Genomic DNA, 19722 nt, shown 5'->3' on the forward strand with positions numbered 1-19722 from the left:
GGCGGGAGGCATTGCCTTGCCGCTTTTCGCCGCTATGGTCCGCCCACCCTAACAAACCGCAGGAAATCCCATGGCCGCTGACCTTCGTTCGCTCGCAGCAAGCATCTCCGCTGAAATCAACGCCCGGCCCGATCAGGCCAAGGCTGCGATCGAGCTGCTGGACGAAGGCGCGACAGTGCCGTTCATTGCCCGCTACCGCAAGGAAGTGACCGGCGGTCTCGACGATACGCAGCTGCGCACACTGGCCGAACGTCTGGTCTATCTGCGCGAGCTCGAAGCCCGCCGCGATACGATCATCGAATCCGTCACCGGCCAGGGCAAGATGACCGAGGAATTGATGGCGAAGCTTTCGGGCGCCGCCACCAAGGCCGAGCTTGAAGATCTCTACCTGCCCTACAAGCCGAAGCGTCGCACCCGGGCCGAAATCGCCAGGGAACGTGGCCTCGGCCCGCTTGCCGAGGCGATCCTTGCCGACCGCAGCAAGGAGCCGGCAACGCTCGCCGAAGCCTATATCACCGCTGACGTGCCCGACGTGAAGACGGCGCTCGAAGGCGCGCGCGACATCGTCGCCGAAGGTTTTGCCGAAAATGCCGATCTGCTCGGCAAGCTGCGCGCCCATCTGCGCAATGCCGCCCTTCTGAAAGCCAAGGTCGTGGATGGCAAGCAGGCGACCGGCGAGAAATTCTCGGACTATTTCGATCATTCCGAACGCTGGGCGACGGCTCCCGGCCACCGCGCGCTCGCCATGCTGCGCGGCTGGAACGAGGAAGTGCTGACGTTGACGATCGAGGCCGATGCCGAAATCGTCTCGCCGAACAAGCCGGTCGAGCGCATGATTGCGACCGCCTATGAAATCGGCGCGTCTCGTCCCGGCGACCGCTGGCTGATGGATGTCGCAAGCTGGACCTGGCGCGTGAAACTCTCCATGTCGCTGTCGCTCGACCTGATGCGCGAGTTGCGCGAAAGGGCGGAGGAAGAGGCGATCCACGTCTTTGCCCGCAATCTCAAGGATCTGCTTCTGGCAGCACCCGCCGGCTCGCGCGCCACGATGGGCCTCGATCCGGGTATCCGCACCGGCGTCAAGGTCGCGATCATCGATGGCACCGGCAAGCTGCTCGATACGACCACCGTCTATCCGTTCCCGCCGAAGAATGACGTGCGCGGCACGCAGGCAGAGCTTGCCTCGTTGATCCGCAAGCACAATGTCGAACTGATCGCCATTGGCAACGGCACCGGCAGCCGCGAGACGGAAAAGCTGGTGGCCGATATGCTCGCAGCCCTTCCGGCCCCCAAACCCACCAAGGTTATCGTCTCGGAAGCCGGCGCTTCCGTCTATTCGGCGTCTGAAACCGCAGCCGCTGAATTTCCGCAGCTGGATGTGTCGCTGCGCGGCGCCGTCTCCATCGCGCGGCGCCTGCAGGACCCGCTCGCCGAACTCGTCAAGATCGAGCCGAAGTCGATCGGCGTCGGCCAATATCAGCACGATGTCGATCAGACGAAGCTCTCCCGCTCGCTCGATGCCGTCGTCGAAGATGCCGTGAATGCCGTCGGCGTCGATCTCAATACCGCGTCGGCGCCGCTTCTGTCGCGCGTCTCTGGCCTCGGCCGTTCGATCGCCGATGCGATCGTCCTGCACCGCGATCAGAATGGTGCTTTCGAGAGCCGCAAGGATCTCCTGAAGGTGGCCCGGCTCGGCCAGCGCACCTTCGAGCAGGCAGCCGGCTTCCTGCGCATCCCTGATGGCAAGGAGCCGCTCGACGCTTCTTCCGTGCATCCGGAAGCCTATGGTGTCGCAAAGAAGATCGTCGCTGCTTGCGGCCGTGACCTGCGTTCGCTGATGGGCGACAGCGCCACGCTGAAGGCGCTCGACCCGCGCAAGTTCATCGACGAGAAGTTCGGCCTGCCGACGGTCAAGGACATCATCGCCGAACTCGACAAGCCCGGCCGCGACCCGCGCCCGAGCTTCAAGACCGCGACCTTCGCCGAAGGCATCAACGAAATCAGCGACCTGAAGCCGGGCATGATGCTGGAAGGCACGGTGACCAACGTCGCAGCCTTCGGTGCTTTCGTCGATATCGGCGTGCATCAGGATGGCCTAGTCCACGTGTCCCAGCTTGCCGACCGCTTCATCAAGGATCCTCACGAAATCGTGAAGGCGGGCGATGTCGTCAAGGTTCGTGTGGTTGAGGTGGATGTGAAGCGCAAGCGCATCGGCCTCTCCATGCGCAAGGATGACGGCGTTTCCGCGGGTTCTCCGCGTGCTGAGTCGCGCCCGAATGTCGGCCAGCGCCCGCAACAGGACCGCAAGCCGGCACAGTCCAAGCCACAGAGCCAGGGCGCATTCGGCGCGGCGCTCGCCGAAGCCATGAAGCGAAAATAAGGGCTTAGCCCCTATATTTGCAAAAATGTCACACTTTGGCAATTGAATCTGCGGAGTGCTAAATCCGGCGCTTGTAAGGCAGAAGAGAGCTATTAAGTTGATGTGACCATCCTGTCACATTTGCGAGGCGTCCATGGCGTCGGCATTCTTATCGATTGTCCAAAAAATTGTCCGCAAGGGTTCTTTGACCCTTACGCTCGCCAATGGCGAGACCCACACGATTGGCGATGGCACCGGGGAACCGGTTGCCGCTCGTCTTGCCGATCAGGAGGCCGAGGATGCGATCCGTCGCGATCCGACGCTGAAGCTCGGCGAAATGTATATGGAAGGCCGGTTCATCCTTGAACACGGCAACATCTACGACTTCCTCGCCTTGGTGAAGCAGAACACCACCAACGAAATCTTCGATTTCAAGATGGCCGCCCTGCTCATCGGCCGCATCGCCATGCAGCAGCTCAAGAGCCGCATACCGGTCAACCATAACAAGCGTAATGTCGCCCACCATTACGACCTGTCGGAAAAGCTCTTCGAACTCTTTCTCGATGAGGACTGGCAATATTCTTGTGCCTATTTCGATCCGCCGGGCATTGGCCTGGAAGAGGCGCAGGTTGCCAAGAAGCGCCACATCGCGGCCAAGCTCAATCCGCAACCGGGTCAGCGCGTGCTGGAAATCGGCTCCGGCTGGGGCGGCATGGCCATGTATCTCGCGGAATCGACGCCCGGCCTTGATGTTACCGGCATCACGCTCAGCGAAGAGCAGCTGAAGATTTCCCGCGAACGGGCTCAGAAACGCGGTCTTGCCGATCGCGTCCGCTTCGAGCTGCAGGACTATCGTTACCTGACGGGCAAGAAGTTCGACCGTATCGTCTCGGTCGGCATGTTCGAACATGTCGGCATCGGCAATTACGGCAACTTCTTCAAGAAGGTGTACGAACTGCTGGATGACAACGGCGTCATGCTGCTGCATTCGATCGCGCGTCCGAAGCCGAGTTTCGCCACCAACGCATTCATCGAGAAATATATCTTCCCGCAGGGCTATATTCCCTCGATCGCCGAAACGCTGGTTCCGCTTGAAAAGGCCGGCCTGCTGACTCGCGACGTCGAAGTGCTGCCTCTTCACTATGCCTATACGCTGCGCCACTGGCGCGAGCGCTTCGTGGCCCGCAGGCAGGAGGCGGTGGCACTTTACGACGAGAAGTTCTTCCGCATGTGGGAATTCTATCTGGCTGGCTCCGAAATGGGCTTCCGCTGGGATGAACTTTTCATCGAGCAGATCCAGATCACCAAGAACCAGTTTGCGACGCCCGATAACCGGAATTACATTCCGCAAAACGAGACGAAGCTCCGGGAATTCGAGGCGACGCGCCCACCCCTGGAAAAATTCACCTTCTGATGTCGAAAGCGCGGCTGGGCCGCGCTTTTTCTTTTTGGAGAGACGGATATGAGCGCATTTCCTGAAATCACCATCGTGCGCCATGGCGAGACGGCATGGTCGCTGTCCGGCCAGCATACCGGCCGCAGCGATATCCCGCTGACCGAAAATGGCGAGGCGGCGGCGCGTGCGCTTGCTCCGCGGCTTTCAGGTCTTTCGGTATCCGCCGTCTGGTCGAGCCCGTCGCAGAGGGCGCGCAATACCTGTGCGCTTGCTGGTTTCGGGGAGAGGGCAATCATCAAGGCCGATCTCGCCGAATGGGATTACGGCGCCTATGAAGGCATCACCACCAAGGAAATTCTCGCCAAGCGTCCCGGCTGGCGGCTCTTTCGCGATGGTTGCCCTGATGGTGAAGCGGCAAGCAATGTCGGTGCCCGTGCGGATCGTATCATCGCCGAACTGCGCGAGGCCAATGCGCCGATCCTGATCTTTTCGAGCTCGCATTTCCTGCGCGTTCTCGGCGCCCGCTGGCTCGGCCTGCCGCCGGAAGACGGCTCCCGCTTCATTCTGGATACAACGAGCGTCAGTGTCCTCGGCTACGAGCACGATCTGACCGAGCCGGTCATCCGCCGCTGGAACCAGAAGTAATTCTGATCCCCTCGATCTCGCTCTCTTGGTTAAGAATGACGTAACACCCTCGCTATAAATGTAGCGACCGCCGCCGTCCGCGGCCGTTCTTGTATTGCGTTTTTCTGGAGTGCGGATTGTGTTTAATCGATCAGTCGTATCGATCTCCTTAGCTATTGCCCTTGCTTCATTCAGCACCGCCTCTGCTCAGGAAGGCGGCCATTGGTGGTCGGGTGACTGGTATCTGAAAGTCGGCGTATCGGGCTTTTCCGCACCGAAATTCGAAGGCGCATCCACCAACGAATTCAAGTTCAGCCCGCTGATCTCGGCAGGACGTCAAGGTCCCGGCCCGCGCTTTTCCTCGCGCAACGACAATCCCTCGTTCGCCCTTGTTGATAACAGCAGCTTCCGCGCCGGTATCGTCGGCCGCTACGTGCCGCAGCGTGACCAGGATGACGACAGTGATCTCCGCGGCCTGAAGAAGGTCAAATGGGGCGCCGAAATCGGTGGTTTTGCGGAAGTCTATCCGACCGACTGGCTGCGCGCCCGCGCCGAAGTGCGCCAGGGCATCCGCTCGCATGACGGGCTTGTGGCCGACGTGGCTCTTGATGCCTTCACCGATATCGCGCCCGATTTGCAGCTATCGGGAGGCCCGCGTGCCACCTTTGCGACCAGCGGCTATTTCCATTCCTATTATGGCGTCAACGAAGCACAGTCGGCCGCAAGCGGACTGAAGCCATATGATCCCTCGGGCGGCATCCAGTCTTACGGCGCCGGCACCGCACTCACCTGGAACGCAACGGAGAACCTGTCGACGAGCGCCTTCGCGGAATATAAGCGCCTCGCTGGTCCGGCAGCCGACAGCAGCCTCGTGCGGGAGAAAGGGTCGAAGAACCAGTTCCTGATCGGTGTGTCGGCAAGCTACAAGTTCAATTTCACGCTGAACTGATCGGCTATTCGAATCGTCTAAACCCAGCCGGCCATCGATGCGATGAACTTCCTTTGTCGCGCAGGGCAGTTCCCTTGCGGGACGAAGCACCTCCATCGAGCCGCGAAGGGCGACCTCGGAGGCGATGAAGTCTTGACCATCAACGCCGCCCATCGCTAGATGTCGGCATGCAACAGATTGATGGTCTCAACGGGCGCGTTGCCGATGCGCCCTCGGATAATTGGGTTTATCGCATCCTGCCGCCCTGGCTGTGGCCCTATGCGCAACTTGCGCGCTGGGACCGGCCGATCGGATGGCAGCTTCTCATGTGGCCCTGCTTCTGGTCGGCCACCCTTGCCGCCAATGCGGCAATCGAACCACGTGTGTTTTCCGGCGCCCTGCTTCTCTACCATCTGTTCCTGTATTTCATAGGCTCTGTCGCCATGCGCGGCGCCGGCTGCACCTACAATGACCTTGTCGACCACGAGATCGACACGCAGGTCGCGCGCACCCGCTCGCGTCCTCTGCCCTCAGGGCGTGTTACGCGCAGGCAGGCGAAGATCTTCATCGCACTGCAGGCGTTGGTCGGCCTCTTCGTGCTATTGCAGTTCAACTGGTTTGCCGTGCTTCTCGGGGTTCTGTCGCTCGGCGTCGTCGCCCTCTATCCCTTCGCCAAGCGTTTTACCGACTGGCCGCAATTCTTCCTCGGTCTTGCCTTTTCCTGGGGTGCGCTCATGGGCTGGGCAGGCATTTTCGGTAGCCTCTCCTTCTCTGCCGTCCTGCTTTACCTTGCCTCGGTCGTCTGGACGATCGGTTACGACACGATCTACGCCCATCAGGACAAGGAGGATGACGAACTGATCGGCGTTCGCTCGACGGCCCGCCTGTTCGGCGAGCGTACGCATCTTGCGCTTGTCGGCCTGTACGGGCTGACCCTAGTGCTGATGTTCCTGTCCTTCGCGCTTGCCGGCGTCGGCGTTCTGGCCTTCATCGGCCTGCTGATTGCGGCCGGAATGTTCGCCTGGCAGATCAGAACGCTCGATATCGACGACGGCGCTCAGTGCCTCGCGCTCTTCAAATCGAACACCCGAGTTGGGTGGATCATCTTCCTCGGCCTGTTCGTCTCGCTGCTTTTTGCCATTCCCTGAACTGAAATGAGGAATGTCCGTTAAATGAAAAACCCGGCGCGATGGCCGGGTTTGAAAACGGGTCGGAACGTATCGCTCAGTTGCGAGCGATGATTTCCTTGCCTTCGATCTTCATGAGGACGCCGAGCTTGCCGGTCGTGCGGCGCACGAGGAAGCGCGGGCGACGGTTTGCGAAATAGGAGTGGCGGCGGCGCGGCTTCATTTCGCTGGTGCGCAGTCCGCCGAGATGTTCTTCGAGGGGGCGGGCGATGCCATCGGCCTCCACCATCAGCATGGGAATGCCGAAGGCTTCCGACCAGTTGCGCCAGTCGGCGGCGATATCGCCGAGATCGTGGGCGACGAGCAGCGGGATGCAGAGTTCCGGATCTTCGTGATGCAGTTCGAGCGTCACGGTGACTTCACCATTGCCGTGGTCGATGGCGCGGGCTGCAACGCCTTTGAAGACACGTCGCGGCAGGGCGATGGAGAGTGGCAGGCCGCTGGAGGGGAGAATCTTGCGCAGGACTGCGCCGCGTTCGTCGATCGTTATGCTGACGTCACCGGTATCGTCGTGGATGGCATAGCTTACCTGCTGCGGAAAGCGAGACGGATCAAGACGCAATGTCGTGCCAGCCCAGACGGGCTTCAGAACGGTATTCTTCATTTCATTTCTACCCTTGTCTTACCTGAGAGCCGGTTTCCGGTCTTCTCCTTGGGACTTTTCGTCCTCTATGGCCCGACAATAGGCGGCCCCCGTTCCGTACAGCTTAAAAATTGCGGTTAAGAAAATCCTGCCTCCGGGGATGGTTAGCAAAAACGAATATGGCACGGTTTCCGGAATATGAACGCGGCCCCGTGCCAGAGCAGGACAGCTTCAGGTAAGTCTCGGGTAAGTTTTGCGTGGCAAAATGCTCGCACCAATAGTCCGTCATTCTTTAAAGACTTTGCTGAAAAGGGCGCATTCATGATCACGGCATCCCTGGCATACGTCATTCTGTCTCGTGATATGCCGAAAAGCCTCGACCGTGTCGCCAATCAGACGCAGGTCAAAAAAGATGCCCAGTATTACGCCGACAACATCAACAAGGTGAAGGACGTCGACGACTTCCTTGGCGATTACAAGCTCTACAGCTACGCCATGAAAGCTTACGGGCTTGATGACATGATCTACGCCAAGGCCTTCATGAAGAAGGTTCTGGAAAGCGATCTCACGGACGCGAACAGTTTCGCCAACAAGCTTTCCGACACCCGTTACAAGGAATTTGCCTCCGCCTTCAATTTCCACGCGCCGCCCAAGGATATTCAGACGGACGCGCAGGAAGACGATCTGATCGGCCTCTACAAGCAATCCTTCGCCGATGCAGCCGATCAGGCCGCCACCGAAACGAAATACTACAGCGCGCAGATGGACGACGTGAAGAACGTCCAGGACTTCGTCGGCAATTCCCGCCTGTTGAATTACGCGTTGAAGAGCGTCGGCATCGACCCGACCTACATCTCGAAGGACTACATCGCCAGCGTCCTATCCACGGACATCAGCAAGCTTGGCGGCAATGCGCCCGATACGAGCGATCCGGCCTACGATCCGACCAAGACCTATGTCGGTGACAAGCTCTATGCGCTCGCCCAGCAGTTCAACTTCAAGCCGGACAATGGCGACACCCAGTATTTTCGCGCCAATATCGGTTCGGTGCAGTCGGTCGACGACTTGCTCGCCGATCCGCGCCTGCGCACGGTGGCGCTCCAGTCCGTCGGCATCGATCCGGCAACGGCCGATGACGCTTTCATCAAGATGGTGCTGACAAGCGATCCGGCCACACTTGGCGGCGACGCGCCGCTCAACAACCCTAATCCGTCGCTCAACTATGTCGGCGACAAATACAAGGAACTTCGTTCTTACTTCAATTTCCAAGCCGATGGTTCGGTCAATGGTTCGGCCCAGAATTCCGGCCAGACCGATGAGGTCGCAGAACTATACGCGTTCCGCGCGCCTGCAGTTGGCGGCGTCGCCCAGACTGCGACACAGAAGAACAACGTCATCGAACAGTATAACATCAAGACTGCACCGCAGATCGTCGACCGCGACGGCACAGCCAGCGATGTGTACTATACCAGCCCGGCAATGTCCGATCTCAACAAGAGCTACTATCAGTCCAAGATCGGCACGATCACCAATGTCGATCAATTGGTCAACGACAAGCGGCTTGCAGACTACGTTCGCGCCGCATTCGGCATGGATCCGGGCTTTACGCAGCTGAAGAGCGTCCTGACAGATCCGACCTATGCCCGTTCGGTCGATATGGGAGAGGCTTACAAGGCCTTCAACTTCAAGTCCGATGGTACGGTCTCCCCGACGAAGCGCGCGCAATCCTATGATCAGTTGACGGGCATGGTGAATGCCGCGTCGAACGTTACCGGCTACTTCTCGAACAAGATGATACCCGCGAGCGGTCCGAGCACGATCACCAACGTCGACGAACTGCTTTCCGACAAGACTCTGACCTCTTACATCAAGGATGCCTACGGCCTTGGCCAGGATTTCAGCAATGCCGAGCTGAAGAACATCCTCACGGATTCCGCCTACGCCACGACGGCGGGCCATCAGGACATCCATGATGCCTTCAATTTCAACGCGGATGGTTCGATCAACGGCACGATCCAGAGCACCGCGCAGCTCAAGAGCATCAATCAGCTCGCTGCGGCCAATGCGTCCTACTATCAGGCCAAGCTCCCGGATCTCTCGAACAACGGCTCGACCGCGGCCGTTGACGTTTTCCTCGCCGACGACAAGTTGGTCAGCTTCCTGCGCACCAACCTGCAGATCGGCGACGACGTCAGCGACACTACGCTTCGCAGCATTCTGACCGATCCGACGGTCGCGGCGGCCCAGGGCTATAGCGACGTCTACCAGCTCTTCAACTTCCGTCAGGACGGGACGGTCGCTCAAAACACGTTCTCGCAGAGCGCCGACCAGGTTGCGGCAATGAACACGAAGGCGGACGACGCCGCCTCCTATTACGGCAGGACGATGCCTTCGATCGCCAGCGTCGATCAGTTGCTGGCCGATCAGAAGCTCAACAATTACATCCGTTACGCTTTCAGTATTCCGGCGAGCGTTTCGGACACTGATCTGCGCAACATCCTCACCGATCAAAGCGGTACCGGTCCCTATGCCAATGTGAAGGCTGCGTTCAATTTTCAGGCGGACGGCACCGTTGCCCCCGGTCTTCCGGCGCAGACCACCACGCAGATGGCCTCCTTGAACTCGGCTGCCAGCATACGGGAGCAAAGCACCCTTGACCGGATGGGCGACGTCAATGATGTCGACCAGCTGCTCGCCGATTCATCCCTGACTGACTATCTCAAAATGGCGTATGGCCTGGCCTACGACACCAGCAACGCCGAGCTGAAGAGCATTCTCACCGACCCGGCCCATGCAGCATCCGTCGGCCAGGCTGATCTGAACGCCGCTTTCAATTTCGCTGCGGACGGGTCGCTGCCGACCTCGACCTCGCCCCAGACCGGTGAGCAGACGACGAACACGTCAGACAATTACGGCGCTCGCGCCAACAATCAGGGCAACGATCTCATCGACCGCATCATCGCGAACTACAAGTCGCGAATGGATGACGCCAATGGCGTGAAGAATGTCAATGATTTCATGAAGACCAACAAGACCGCCGATACGCTCCTCGGTAACGACTCCTATCCGGACCTTTATCAGATAGCGCTGCAAGCCTATGGCCTGACGACGAACGACGTCTCGCGCTCCACCATGCGCAAGCTGCTTGTCAGCGACCCCTACGATCCGAAGGGATATGTCGCGTCATTCAAGGATGACCGCATCACCAATATGGTTCGTGCTTTCAATTTCGGCGCCGATGGCAAGGCTGCCGAGCCCATGTCGGCGCTCTCTGCTGCCACCATGGCGAAATATGCGACCGATTATAAGTCGCACGTGACCATGCTCATGAAGGACGGTCCTGCAAAGGACCGCGCTTCAAAGGATGCGACCAAGGAAGTGGATTACTTCGGCAAGACCATTCCAACCATAACGTCGCTCGATGATTTCCTGGCCGACAAGCGCCTGACGGATCTTGTGCTGAAAGCAAATGGCCTCGATCCGAAGAAATACGACAAGGATACGCTGAAGAAGATCTTCACCTCCGATCCTGACGACAAGAAGAGCTATCTCAACACCACGGCTGACGCGCGCTTCAAGGAAATCGTCGCCTCCTTCAATTTCGACAAGGACGGCAACCTGACCCGTGCCAAGATGGGAGCCATCCAGGACAAGCAGGCCGAAGCAAGCACGCAGCAGCAATATGTGCAGATGACCCTGGAAACCCAGGAGGGCGAAAAGAACGATGGCGTTCGCCTGGCGCTCTATTTCAAGCGCAAGGCCGGTGACGTCACGTCGCTCTACAACATTCTCGGTGACAAGGCACTCTATGAGGTCATCCAGACCGCCTATAGCCTGCCCCAGCAGATTTCGGCAATGGACGTGACCAAGCAGGTCGACCTTCTCGGTCGCTTCGTGAAGCTCGAAGACCTGCAGGATCCGAAGAAGGTCGACAAGCTCATCAAGCGTTTCACGGCCATGTACGACATCAAGAACAACACGCAGCAGTCGCCGGCGCTCCAGCTCCTGACCGGCGGTACCGGCCAGGCGTCATCGCTGCTCTGATAATGGTGTAGCCTGCCGGAGCGCACGACGTGCAGAAGCAAGCACCTAAAGCGTGGCAAGGCACGCTTTAGAGGCTCACCACCTTGTCCGGGTTCATGATACCGGCTGGATCGAAGGCGCGCTTGATGCGACGCATCAGCTCCATCTCGATGGCGGGCCGGACCGATGCCAGCTCGTCACGCTTCAGCTGACCGATACCATGCTCTGCGGAAATCGAACCGCTATGGGCAAGCACCAACCCATGCACGATACGGTTCATCTCGTGCCAGCGGGCGATGAAGGCATCCTTATCGGCTCCAACCGGCTGCGAGATGTTGTAGTGGATATTGCCGTCGCCCATATGGCCGAAGGCACAGATGCGCGCGCCGGGCATTGCCGCCATCACCGCCTCTCCGGCCTCCTTCATGAAGTGCGGGATCTTCGAAACCGGCACGGAAACATCGTGCTTGATGGAACCGCCCTCGGGCTTCTGAGCGTCCGACATGCTTTCGCGCATATGCCAGAGCGCCTTCTGCTGCGCGACGGAGGAGGCGATTGCCGCATCCTGCACGAGCCCTGCTTCGAAACCCTGCTCCAGAACGGCATTCATCATCCGCTCTGCCGTCTCGGCGGAATCGGAGGTGGAGATATCAACAAGCACATACCAGTCATGCGGCGTCTCCAGCGGATCGCGTACGCCGTCGATATTGCGCACGGTGATCTCGACACCGAAACGCGGCATCAGTTCGAAGCCGGTCAGCGAAGTTCCGCAGAGGCTGGAGGCGAGATTGAAGAACGCGAGCGCATCCTCGACAGACGAAAGCCCCGCAAAGGCAACCTGATGGCCGAGCGGCTGCGGGAAGAGCTTCAGCACTGCGCCGGTAATAATGCCGAGCGTGCCCTCCGCACCGATGAAGAGATCGCGCAGATCGTAGCCGGTATTGTCCTTCTTGAGGCGACGAAGCCCGTCCCAGATCTCGCCCGTGGGCAGGACAACTTCGAGGCCGAGGCAGAGCTGGCGCATGTTGCCATAGGCGAGAACTGCCGTGCCGCCGGCGTTGGTGGACAGGTTGCCGCCGATGCGGCAGGAACCTTCCGAGCCGAGCGAGAGCGGAAACAGGCGGCCATGCGCTTCGGCCGCCTTCTGCACCTCGGCCAGGATCGCCCCGCCGTCGGCGACGAGCACGTTTGCGACCGGATCGACATCGCGGATCCTGTTCATGCGCTCGAGCGAAAGGATGACGTCCGCCTTGCCCTCACGCGGCGTCTGCCCGCCGACAAGGCCGGTATTTCCGGTCTGCGGTACGATGGCCGTGCCGGTTTCGGTGGCAAGCTTCATGATCGCAGAGACTTCTCCGACCGTGCCGGGCCTCAGCAGAAGAGGGGAGGAGCCATGATAAAGGCCGCGATTTTCGATGAGGTGCGGCGCGAGATCAGCTTCGCTGCGTAGCGCATATTTCTCGCCGACGATGGCGGTGAAACGATCGACAATATCTGCAGAAATGCCTGTGCTGCTCATGGAACCCGGTCCCTCTTCCTTACTCGCGCGGAGCCGCTGCTCGCCGCAGTCGATCGTTGATTGCCTCTCCAAGCCCTTCGTCGGGGATCGGTGAAAAGGCGATGACGGCCGCGCCGCTGGCATCGGCCCTCTTCATGTAGTCGAAAAGATTGGCGGCCGCCTCCGAGAGATCGCCTCGCGGGCTGAGGTTCAGCGCGATAGCCGCCTGCTCGGCACCCGCCACCCTGTCCGGACCGAAGGCAATCAAAGCTTCGCCGGGTTCCAGTGCCGTAGCGTCGAGCCGGACGGCCGCACCTGGCGCATAATGCGAGGCGAGCATGCCCGGTGCTTCGATCGCCGCTGCCGCCTTTTTCGAACGCAGCAAACGCTTGCCTGTCACGCGCTCGATTTCCTTGGCCGGCAGGCCGCCGGGCCGCAGGAGGCGCAGCTCGCCGTTTTCGACCTTGACGATCGTCGATTCCACGCCGACGGCACTCGCGCCGGCGTCGAGGATGAGGGGTATCTTTCCCCCGAGATCGGCTTCGACATGGGCAGCGCTCGTGGCGCTCACCTTGCCGGACGTATTGGCGCTCGGAGCTGCAAGCGGCCGCCCGAAGGCACGAATGAGATCGCCGGTAAAACCTTTGGGTATACGGATCCCAACGCTGTCGAGGCCTGCAGTCGCCAGCGCATGGATAGCGGTACCTGATTTCAGCGGCAGTACAAGCGTCAGCGGGCCCGGCCAGAAGGCTTCTGCCAGGGCACGGGAGATGGGATCGAATTCCGCATAGGTCGCGGCCATGGCAAGATCCGCCATATGGCAGATCAGCGGATTGAAGCGTGGCCGCCCCTTTGTCTCATAGATGCGGGTGATTGCCGCCGGATTGGTGGCGTCGGCGGCAAGGCCGTAGACCGTCTCGGTCGGTATGGCGATCGCAAAGCCTTCGGCAAGTGCCGCGCAGCCGGCTTCGAGTGCCGTCTGCCTGTCCGCCTTGATGTCGATTATTCTTGCCATGTCCTGCCCGGTTTTGCTGCGGCAGTCATTAGGCCTTCCTTGCGGCGCGATCAATCCCGCCCGGAACGGTGGATCAGCTGTCGCTGGAGCTACAGTTGGCGAATGATCTGGCGAAGCTGCTCGTTGCGGGCACCGAGCAGGAGGATGTTGCGGATGGCGATCTGCGGATCGTTGGTACGGAAGAGCAGGCCATTGCCGCGCACCGAGCGGTCGACCACCATCCTCTCCGGCGTGCTTTCACCCGCCTTGATCGCCACGGCGAAATACATGCGGGAATTCTGCACTGCGATATTGTCGAAGAAATTGTCGTTATCGCCGATGTCGGAATAGAAGTTGGCGATGTAGAAGGCCCACGCCACTTCGTCGTAGCGGGCGAATTTGGTGCGTGCGGCCGTGACATGGCAGTAGCCGAGATGGGGGCTATCGGCCAGCGTCCTATGGAAAATCAGCTTGGGAAACTGGATCGAGCGGTGGAAGCCGTTGATGTTCTGATGGGTCTTTTCGCCGGCTGTCTGCAGCTTGCGTGCGGTCTTTTCGGCGACTTCGTCATGTGTGAGATAGCGGCGTTCTTCCGGCAGCCAGTCCTCGCGCCGGCGGCTGATACGGCCGGTGCGCAGGAATTCCGAATGCTTGGTTTGAAGCCGCGGTTCTGCAGGCTTGATTTCTTCCCGCGTGTCGAAATATCGAAGTTTGGCCATGGCTTGCAGTCTTCGCTGTGAAGGGTCGCCGACAAGGATAGAATTTCATGCTTAACGCCCTGTTAAAATAACGGGAAGAAGGCACGGGAGCTGAAGGTTGAGGGCCGCATGTCGCAAATGCGATAGAGCTGTGCCCGGCGCATTGGATTCGCTTGTGTCTGAAGCACCAAGAAATGTCGCAATTGACGATAATCAAAGGCTGGTGAGTGTTTCTGAGGGCCGCTCGGTTCCCTGTCGTCAATTTCGAAGCGGATGTCGCTTTACAACCAAACGGCCGGCATGCTCGGTGCTTAAATAACGCCATGACGAGTTTTCCTGATGGAGAAGGAAGCGGGCGCGCTTCCGCTGCAGGGCTCTGAGAAGAGTAGCAGCCACATGCACGAGGATAGGCAGATGGATATTCGCAGCAACGTTTTGCGCCAGCTCAAGAGCCGCCGCGAGGGCTTCAGTCTCGAACAGCCCTTCTACATCGACGAGGATTATTTCCGTCTGGATATGGAGATGATCTACTATCGCGATTGGCTCTTCATCGGCCATGATTGCGAACTGCCGAAGCCGGGCGCTTACTTTACCGTCCAGATTGGCGAATACCCCGTCGTCATCGTGCGCGGACGCGACAATGTCATTCGTGCCTTCCACAATAGCTGTCGCCACCGTGGCTCGCGCGTCTGCACCAAGGAGCACGGCTCGTCGGTGCGCCTCGTCTGCCCCTATCACCAGTGGACCTACGACCTCGACGGCAAGCTCGCCTTCGCACGCCACATGGGCGATGATTTCGACAAGAGCGGCTACGGACTGAAGCCGGTTCATTGCGAAATCGTGGCCGGTTACGTCTTCATCTGCCTCGCCAATAACGCACCGGACTTCCAGTCCGTGCGCGACAAGATCGAGCCCTATATGGCGCCTCATCACATCAGCGAGGCTAAGATCGCATTCCAGAGCACCATCATCGAGAAGGGCAACTGGAAGCTGGTATGGGAGAATAACCGCGAGTGCTATCACTGCGCCGCAAATCATCCTGAGCTCTGCCGCACCTATCCGGAAGCGCCGAGCGTGACCGGCACGGATGGTGGTGCCGACGATCCCGAGATCGCCGGCCATTGGGCGCGCTGCGAGGCCGCAGGTCTGCCGAGCAAGTTCCAGATCTCGCCAGATGGACAGTTCCGCACCGCCCGCATGCCGCTGATCGAGGACGCCGAAAGCTACACCATGTCCGGCAGGCCCGCCGTCAAGCGCCCGCTCTCCGACGACGTCAAGATCAGCCGTATCGGCACGATGCTGCTCTTCCACTATCCGACGACGTGGAACCATCTGCTCGGCGATCACGCCATCTCCTTCCGCGTTCTGCCGCTGAGTGCCAATGAGACGGCAGTGACGACCAAATGGATCGTCCATAAGGATGCCGTCGAAGGCGTCGATTATAATCTTGAGGAACTGACCCACGTCTGGACCGAAACCAACGATCAGGACCGCCGCATCGTCGAAGAGAACGCATTCGGTATCCGCTCGCCGGCTTACGAACCTGGTCCTTATTCGTCGGTCCATGAAGGCGGCGTCATGCAGTTCCTCGAATGGTATTCGAACTTCATGGTCAACCGTCTGCAGGGCGATCAGGCCAAGCTCTCGGTCGTTGCCTGAGAGCAAAGATCACCCGGTTAATGTCCGGTTCATTTCGCCTCCGGTAGAAATGAGCGTGAGGGCCGTTTACGGGTTGTACGGGAACATTTCTCCGTTTTATCCGTTCTTCGGCAGGCTTTTTCGCTCTTGATCGGAGATATGCAATGTTTGGGCTGAGTAAGAAGGTCGCGACTGCGGTTGTGGCCGCCGCTGTCGTTGTGACGAGCTTTGTGCCGTCGCAGGCAATCCAGATGCCGGCCGCCCCGCAGGTGGAAAAGTCTTCGCCTGTCGAAAACGTCCAATATCGTCGCTATTATCGTCCGGGTTATCGCCCCGGCTATTATCCGGGATACCGTCCGGCCTATCGACCCGGCTGGTATGGCGGGTATCGCGGTTATTCCTACTATCGCCCGGGCTACCGTCACTATGAGGGCTACTGGTATCCGCTGGCAGCCTTCGGTGCCGGTGCAGTCATCGGCGGAGCCATCGCCTCTCAGCCGCGCTACTATGCACCCGCGCCCGCGCCCACCGGCATCAATCCGAGCCATGTCGCCTGGTGTGAAGACCGCTACCGGTCGTACAGGGCCTACGACAATACTTTCCAGCCCTATAACGGTCCGCGCCAGCAGTGCTATTCGCCCTACTATTGAGGCGGAGCCAGAGTCCAAGATGAAACGCCCGGCCCTGTGAGCCGGGCGTTTTTTCTTAGAGGATATGCACGCGCTTCAGGAGCCACCACGCAAACACGATGGAGGCGATGATCAGCCCGATGGCATATTCCGTTCCGTGGTCGCCGATGGCGAAGGGCAGGTTGGCCGTGTTCATGCCGAAAAAGCCTGTGACCAGCGTCGGTGGCAGCAGGAAGGCCGTCATGATCGACAGGATGTAAAGGTGGCGGTTCGTCTCCGAGGAGAGCTTGGAGTCGATTTCTTCGTGCAGCAGCCTTGCCCGGTCCTGCAGCGCGTAGACATCATGGTCGACAGTCTCCAGCCGGCTCGTCAGCCGCCCGGCAATATCGTCGAAGCCGAAGGGCATTTCGTCTTCATCGGAGGCTGCGGCTCGCCGCATCAGCGCGAGCACTGTGCGGAGGTGCCGATGCAGACGGACGATCGTGCGACGGACGGGAGCTAGCCTGCGGCGTTCGTCACGCGGCGCGTTGTCGTAGACGAAGTCCTCGATGAGGTTGAGCTCTTCGGTGAGTTCCATGACGACGGAGATCAACGTGCGCTGGAACTCGGTTACAAGCAGCTCGAACAGATCGACGGGACGGGTGAATTTGCCCGGATTCTTCTCGATCATGACGCGCGTCCGCTCGACGCTTCTCAGCGGCTGCAGGCGCGTGGTGATGATGAAACGGTCGGAGATGGCGAAATGCAACCAGCCGAGATCGGCCGTGTCCTGATCGAATTCGCGCTGGCAGTCCACCAGCGTACCGTAGAGCATCTGCTCATCGACGGTCAGGACGGCATGCGTGTCTCGGGTGGTCAACGCCGACTTGGCGTCATCCATCACGCCGAGCGTGTCGAGCAGGGCGGGCACGCGGGCATCGGCGAGATTGAGATGCAGCCAGTAGAATCCGTCATCGGCGGTCAGTTCCGCGGCCGTAGCGCTGTTTTGCAGCCGCACGGCCTTCTTGCTTTCCGGCGAGAAACGGTAGGCCCATACGAGACCGGGTATGTTGACGGGCAAGGTATCCATTATTGCCGATCCTCTCGCGAAAGCGATCAATCCTACTAAAGCAAGTCGCTCAAAACTGCACAGCGGTTTTGCAATAGCGGCACGCTTAAAACAAAGACCTTCTGCGCGGCTGCCGACCTGAAAGATCGCGACACGCTTAGAGTTTCTCCATGACGTTTGTTTGTGCAAGTGCACAAGGGAAAAGGCGCGCACGTCAGAGGTTATCGACGGAAACCAAATTGACGTTTACGTAAAAATCAATTAGCTCTTCAGCTGGAGGGGCTTGCGCGCCGGCTTTGCCGCGCGTGCGCCGAAAGCGAGGAAAATAAGATGTATAAGGCGCCTGTCGAGGAAATCGCGTTCACGCTGAAGCATGTTGCCGGCATGGTCGAAGCGATGGGCAGCGGCCTTCTGGGCGATCTCGGCGAGGATCTGGTCGATGCCATCCTGACCGAGGCGGGACGATTTGCCACGGAGGAAATCGCCCCTCTCGCCGACATCGGCGACCGCCAGGGCGCCCGTCTTTCCAACGGGGAGGTAAGAACGCCGGACGGCTGGCGCGATCTTTACCGCAACTGGGCAGCCGGCGGCTGGAACGGTCTGACCGCGCCGGAGGAGTTCGGCGGCCAGGCCTTGCCGCACATGCTGAATGTCGCGGCACTCGAAATGTGGAATTCCGGGTCCATGGCCTTCGCCCTCTGCCCGACCCTGACGATCGGCGCCGTCGAGGCGCTCAACGTGCACGGCAGCGTAGCTCTGAAGGACAGATATCTGGCGCGCATGGTGTCTGGCGAGTGGACCGGCACCATGAACCTCACAGAGCCCCATGCAGGCTCCGATCTCGGCGTGCTGAAGGCGCGTGCCGAACGCCGCGAGGATGGCAGCTATCGCATTTTCGGCCAGAAGATTTTCATCACCTGGGGCGAGCACGACGCTGCCGACAACATTATCCATCTCGTCCTTGCACGCCTGCCGGATGCGCCCGCAGGCACACGCGGCATCTCGCTCTTCCTCGTGCCGAAATTCCTCGTGAACGAGGACGGCTCGCTCGGCGCTCGCAACGATCTTCACTGCCATTCGCTGGAGCACAAGCTCGGCATCCACGGTTCGCCCACCTGCACCATGATCTATGGCGACGGCAAATTCGGTGATGAGACGGGGGCGGTCGGCTGGCTGATCGGCGAAGAGAACAAGGGCCTCGCCTGCATGTTCACCATGATGAACAACGCCCGCCTCGCTGTCGGCATGCAGGGGGTAGCGATCTGCGAAGCGGCGACGCAGAAGGCAATCGCTTACGCCAAGGAGCGCACCCAAGGCAAGGCGCCGGGCTGGAGCGGCCCGGGCATGAGCCCGATCATCGAGCATCCTGATGTCATCAGGATGCTGCTCACCATGAAGGCGCTGACGCAGGGCTCACGCGCCATTGCCTATACCTGCGCCCACGCAATCGATATGGCGCACCGCGCTGCCGATCGTCGTGAACATTGGCAGGAACGCGCCGCTCTCCTGACGCCGATCGCCAAGTCCTTTGCTACCGATGCCGGCGTGGATGTCGCCTCTCTCGGCATTCAGGTTCATGGCGGCATGGGCTTCATCGAGGAAACAGGTGCTGCCCGCTATCTGCGCGACGCCCGCATTGCCCCGATCTACGAAGGCACGAATGGCATCCAGGCGATCGATCTCGTCACCCGCAAGCTGCCTTTGTCTGATGGCAAGCAGGTCGGGGGCCTCATCACCGAGTTGAAGGCGATCGCCGGGGCTGTTCGCAGTTCAAACCTCGACGGTTTCGGATCAACGGCGGACAGGCTGGATTCCGCCCTTGCCGATCTGGAGCAGGCGACAAGCTGGCTGCTCGCGCGTCTTGCCGAGAGCAGGTCCGCCGAGGCTCTGGCGGGCGCGACGCCCTATCAGCGCCTTTTCGGTCTTGCACTCACCGGCTGCTATCTTGCCAAGGGTGGTCTGGCCCAGACCAAGGACGGGGCAGGCGGGAGCCGCATCGCGCTCTGCCGCTTCGCTGCTGAAAATCTTCTGTCCGAAACGGCGGCGCTGAAAGACCGTGTCGTCAACGGCGCCGATAGCCTTGCCGCAGCCCGTGCCATCCTTGCCTGAGGAGATGA

Annotated in this window: 14 protein-coding genes; 9 read left to right on the plus strand and 5 right to left on the minus strand. The window is 60.0% G+C overall.

Annotated features, from left to right (window positions below; all coding sequences use genetic code 11):
* Nucleotides 1–70: 70 nt before the first annotated feature.
* From FHX06_RS21850 to ubiA, 5 genes are all read left to right on the plus strand, one after another.
* Nucleotides 71–2380 (plus strand): Tex family protein, encoded by a 2310-nt coding sequence (locus FHX06_RS21850; protein ID WP_183880827.1) that lies wholly within the window; start codon nt 71–73, stop codon nt 2378–2380.
* 133 nt (nt 2381–2513) lie between these two features.
* Complete coding sequence (locus FHX06_RS21855) at nt 2514–3773, plus strand: SAM-dependent methyltransferase (protein WP_183880829.1); 1260 nt, start codon at nt 2514–2516, stop codon at nt 3771–3773.
* A 48-nt stretch (nt 3774–3821) separates the two neighbouring features.
* A complete protein-coding gene (locus FHX06_RS21860) occupies nt 3822–4400 on the plus strand; it encodes a histidine phosphatase family protein (RefSeq protein ID WP_112971099.1) in 579 nt (192 codons plus the stop codon).
* Nucleotides 4401–4518: 118 nt separating this feature from the next.
* Entirely contained in the window at nt 4519–5328 is an 810-nt protein-coding gene (locus FHX06_RS21865; protein ID WP_112971098.1) for a MipA/OmpV family protein, read from the plus strand.
* Nucleotides 5329–5495: 167 nt separating this feature from the next.
* A complete protein-coding gene (gene ubiA / locus FHX06_RS21870; RefSeq protein WP_183880831.1) occupies nt 5496–6455 on the plus strand; it encodes a 4-hydroxybenzoate octaprenyltransferase in 960 nt (319 codons plus the stop codon).
* A 76-nt stretch (nt 6456–6531) separates the two neighbouring features.
* Here ubiA and FHX06_RS21875 read toward each other — a convergent pair whose 3' ends face one another.
* A complete protein-coding gene (locus FHX06_RS21875; RefSeq protein WP_113213016.1) occupies nt 6532–7098 on the minus strand; it encodes a DUF6101 family protein in 567 nt (188 codons plus the stop codon).
* A 300-nt stretch (nt 7099–7398) separates the two neighbouring features.
* On the opposite strand from FHX06_RS21875, the gene FHX06_RS21880 reads away from it, so the two are divergent.
* Nucleotides 7399–11121, plus strand: coding sequence for a DUF1217 domain-containing protein (locus FHX06_RS21880; protein WP_183880833.1), 3723 nt, complete (start codon nt 7399–7401; stop codon nt 11119–11121).
* 67 nt (nt 11122–11188) lie between these two features.
* On the opposite strand, the gene FHX06_RS21885 is transcribed toward FHX06_RS21880, so the two are convergent.
* From FHX06_RS21885 to FHX06_RS21895, 3 genes are all read right to left on the minus strand, one after another.
* Entirely contained in the window at nt 11189–12619 is a 1431-nt protein-coding gene (locus tag FHX06_RS21885) for an FAD-binding oxidoreductase (protein WP_183880835.1), read from the minus strand.
* A gap of 19 nt (nt 12620–12638) precedes the next feature.
* Nucleotides 12639–13613 (minus strand): L-threonylcarbamoyladenylate synthase, encoded by a 975-nt coding sequence (locus FHX06_RS21890; protein ID WP_183880837.1) that lies wholly within the window; start codon nt 13611–13613, stop codon nt 12639–12641.
* 89 nt (nt 13614–13702) lie between these two features.
* A complete protein-coding gene (locus FHX06_RS21895; protein ID WP_112542917.1) occupies nt 13703–14311 on the minus strand; it encodes a DUF6656 family protein in 609 nt (202 codons plus the stop codon).
* A gap of 393 nt (nt 14312–14704) precedes the next feature.
* On the opposite strand from FHX06_RS21895, the gene FHX06_RS21900 reads away from it, so the two are divergent.
* The gene (locus FHX06_RS21900; protein ID WP_112971118.1) at nt 14705–15949 is read left to right on the plus strand and encodes an aromatic ring-hydroxylating oxygenase subunit alpha; all 1245 of its coding nucleotides are present in this window, start codon (nt 14705–14707) and stop codon (nt 15947–15949) included.
* 143 nt (nt 15950–16092) lie between these two features.
* A complete protein-coding gene (locus FHX06_RS21905) occupies nt 16093–16578 on the plus strand; it encodes a BA14K family protein (RefSeq protein WP_112542918.1) in 486 nt (161 codons plus the stop codon).
* 55 nt (nt 16579–16633) lie between these two features.
* Here FHX06_RS21905 and FHX06_RS21910 read toward each other — a convergent pair whose 3' ends face one another.
* Entirely contained in the window at nt 16634–17626 is a 993-nt protein-coding gene (locus FHX06_RS21910; protein WP_112542919.1) for a transporter, read from the minus strand.
* 309 nt (nt 17627–17935) lie between these two features.
* Between FHX06_RS21910 and FHX06_RS21915 the strand changes: the two genes are divergently transcribed.
* Nucleotides 17936–19714, plus strand: a complete 1779-nt coding sequence (locus tag FHX06_RS21915; RefSeq protein WP_183880839.1) for an acyl-CoA dehydrogenase — start codon at nt 17936–17938, stop codon at nt 19712–19714.
* Nucleotides 19715–19722 lie beyond the last annotated feature (8 nt).

This window comes from Rhizobium sp. BK512 (assembly GCF_014194915.1).
In the GTDB taxonomy this organism is placed as follows: domain Bacteria; phylum Pseudomonadota; class Alphaproteobacteria; order Rhizobiales; family Rhizobiaceae; genus Rhizobium.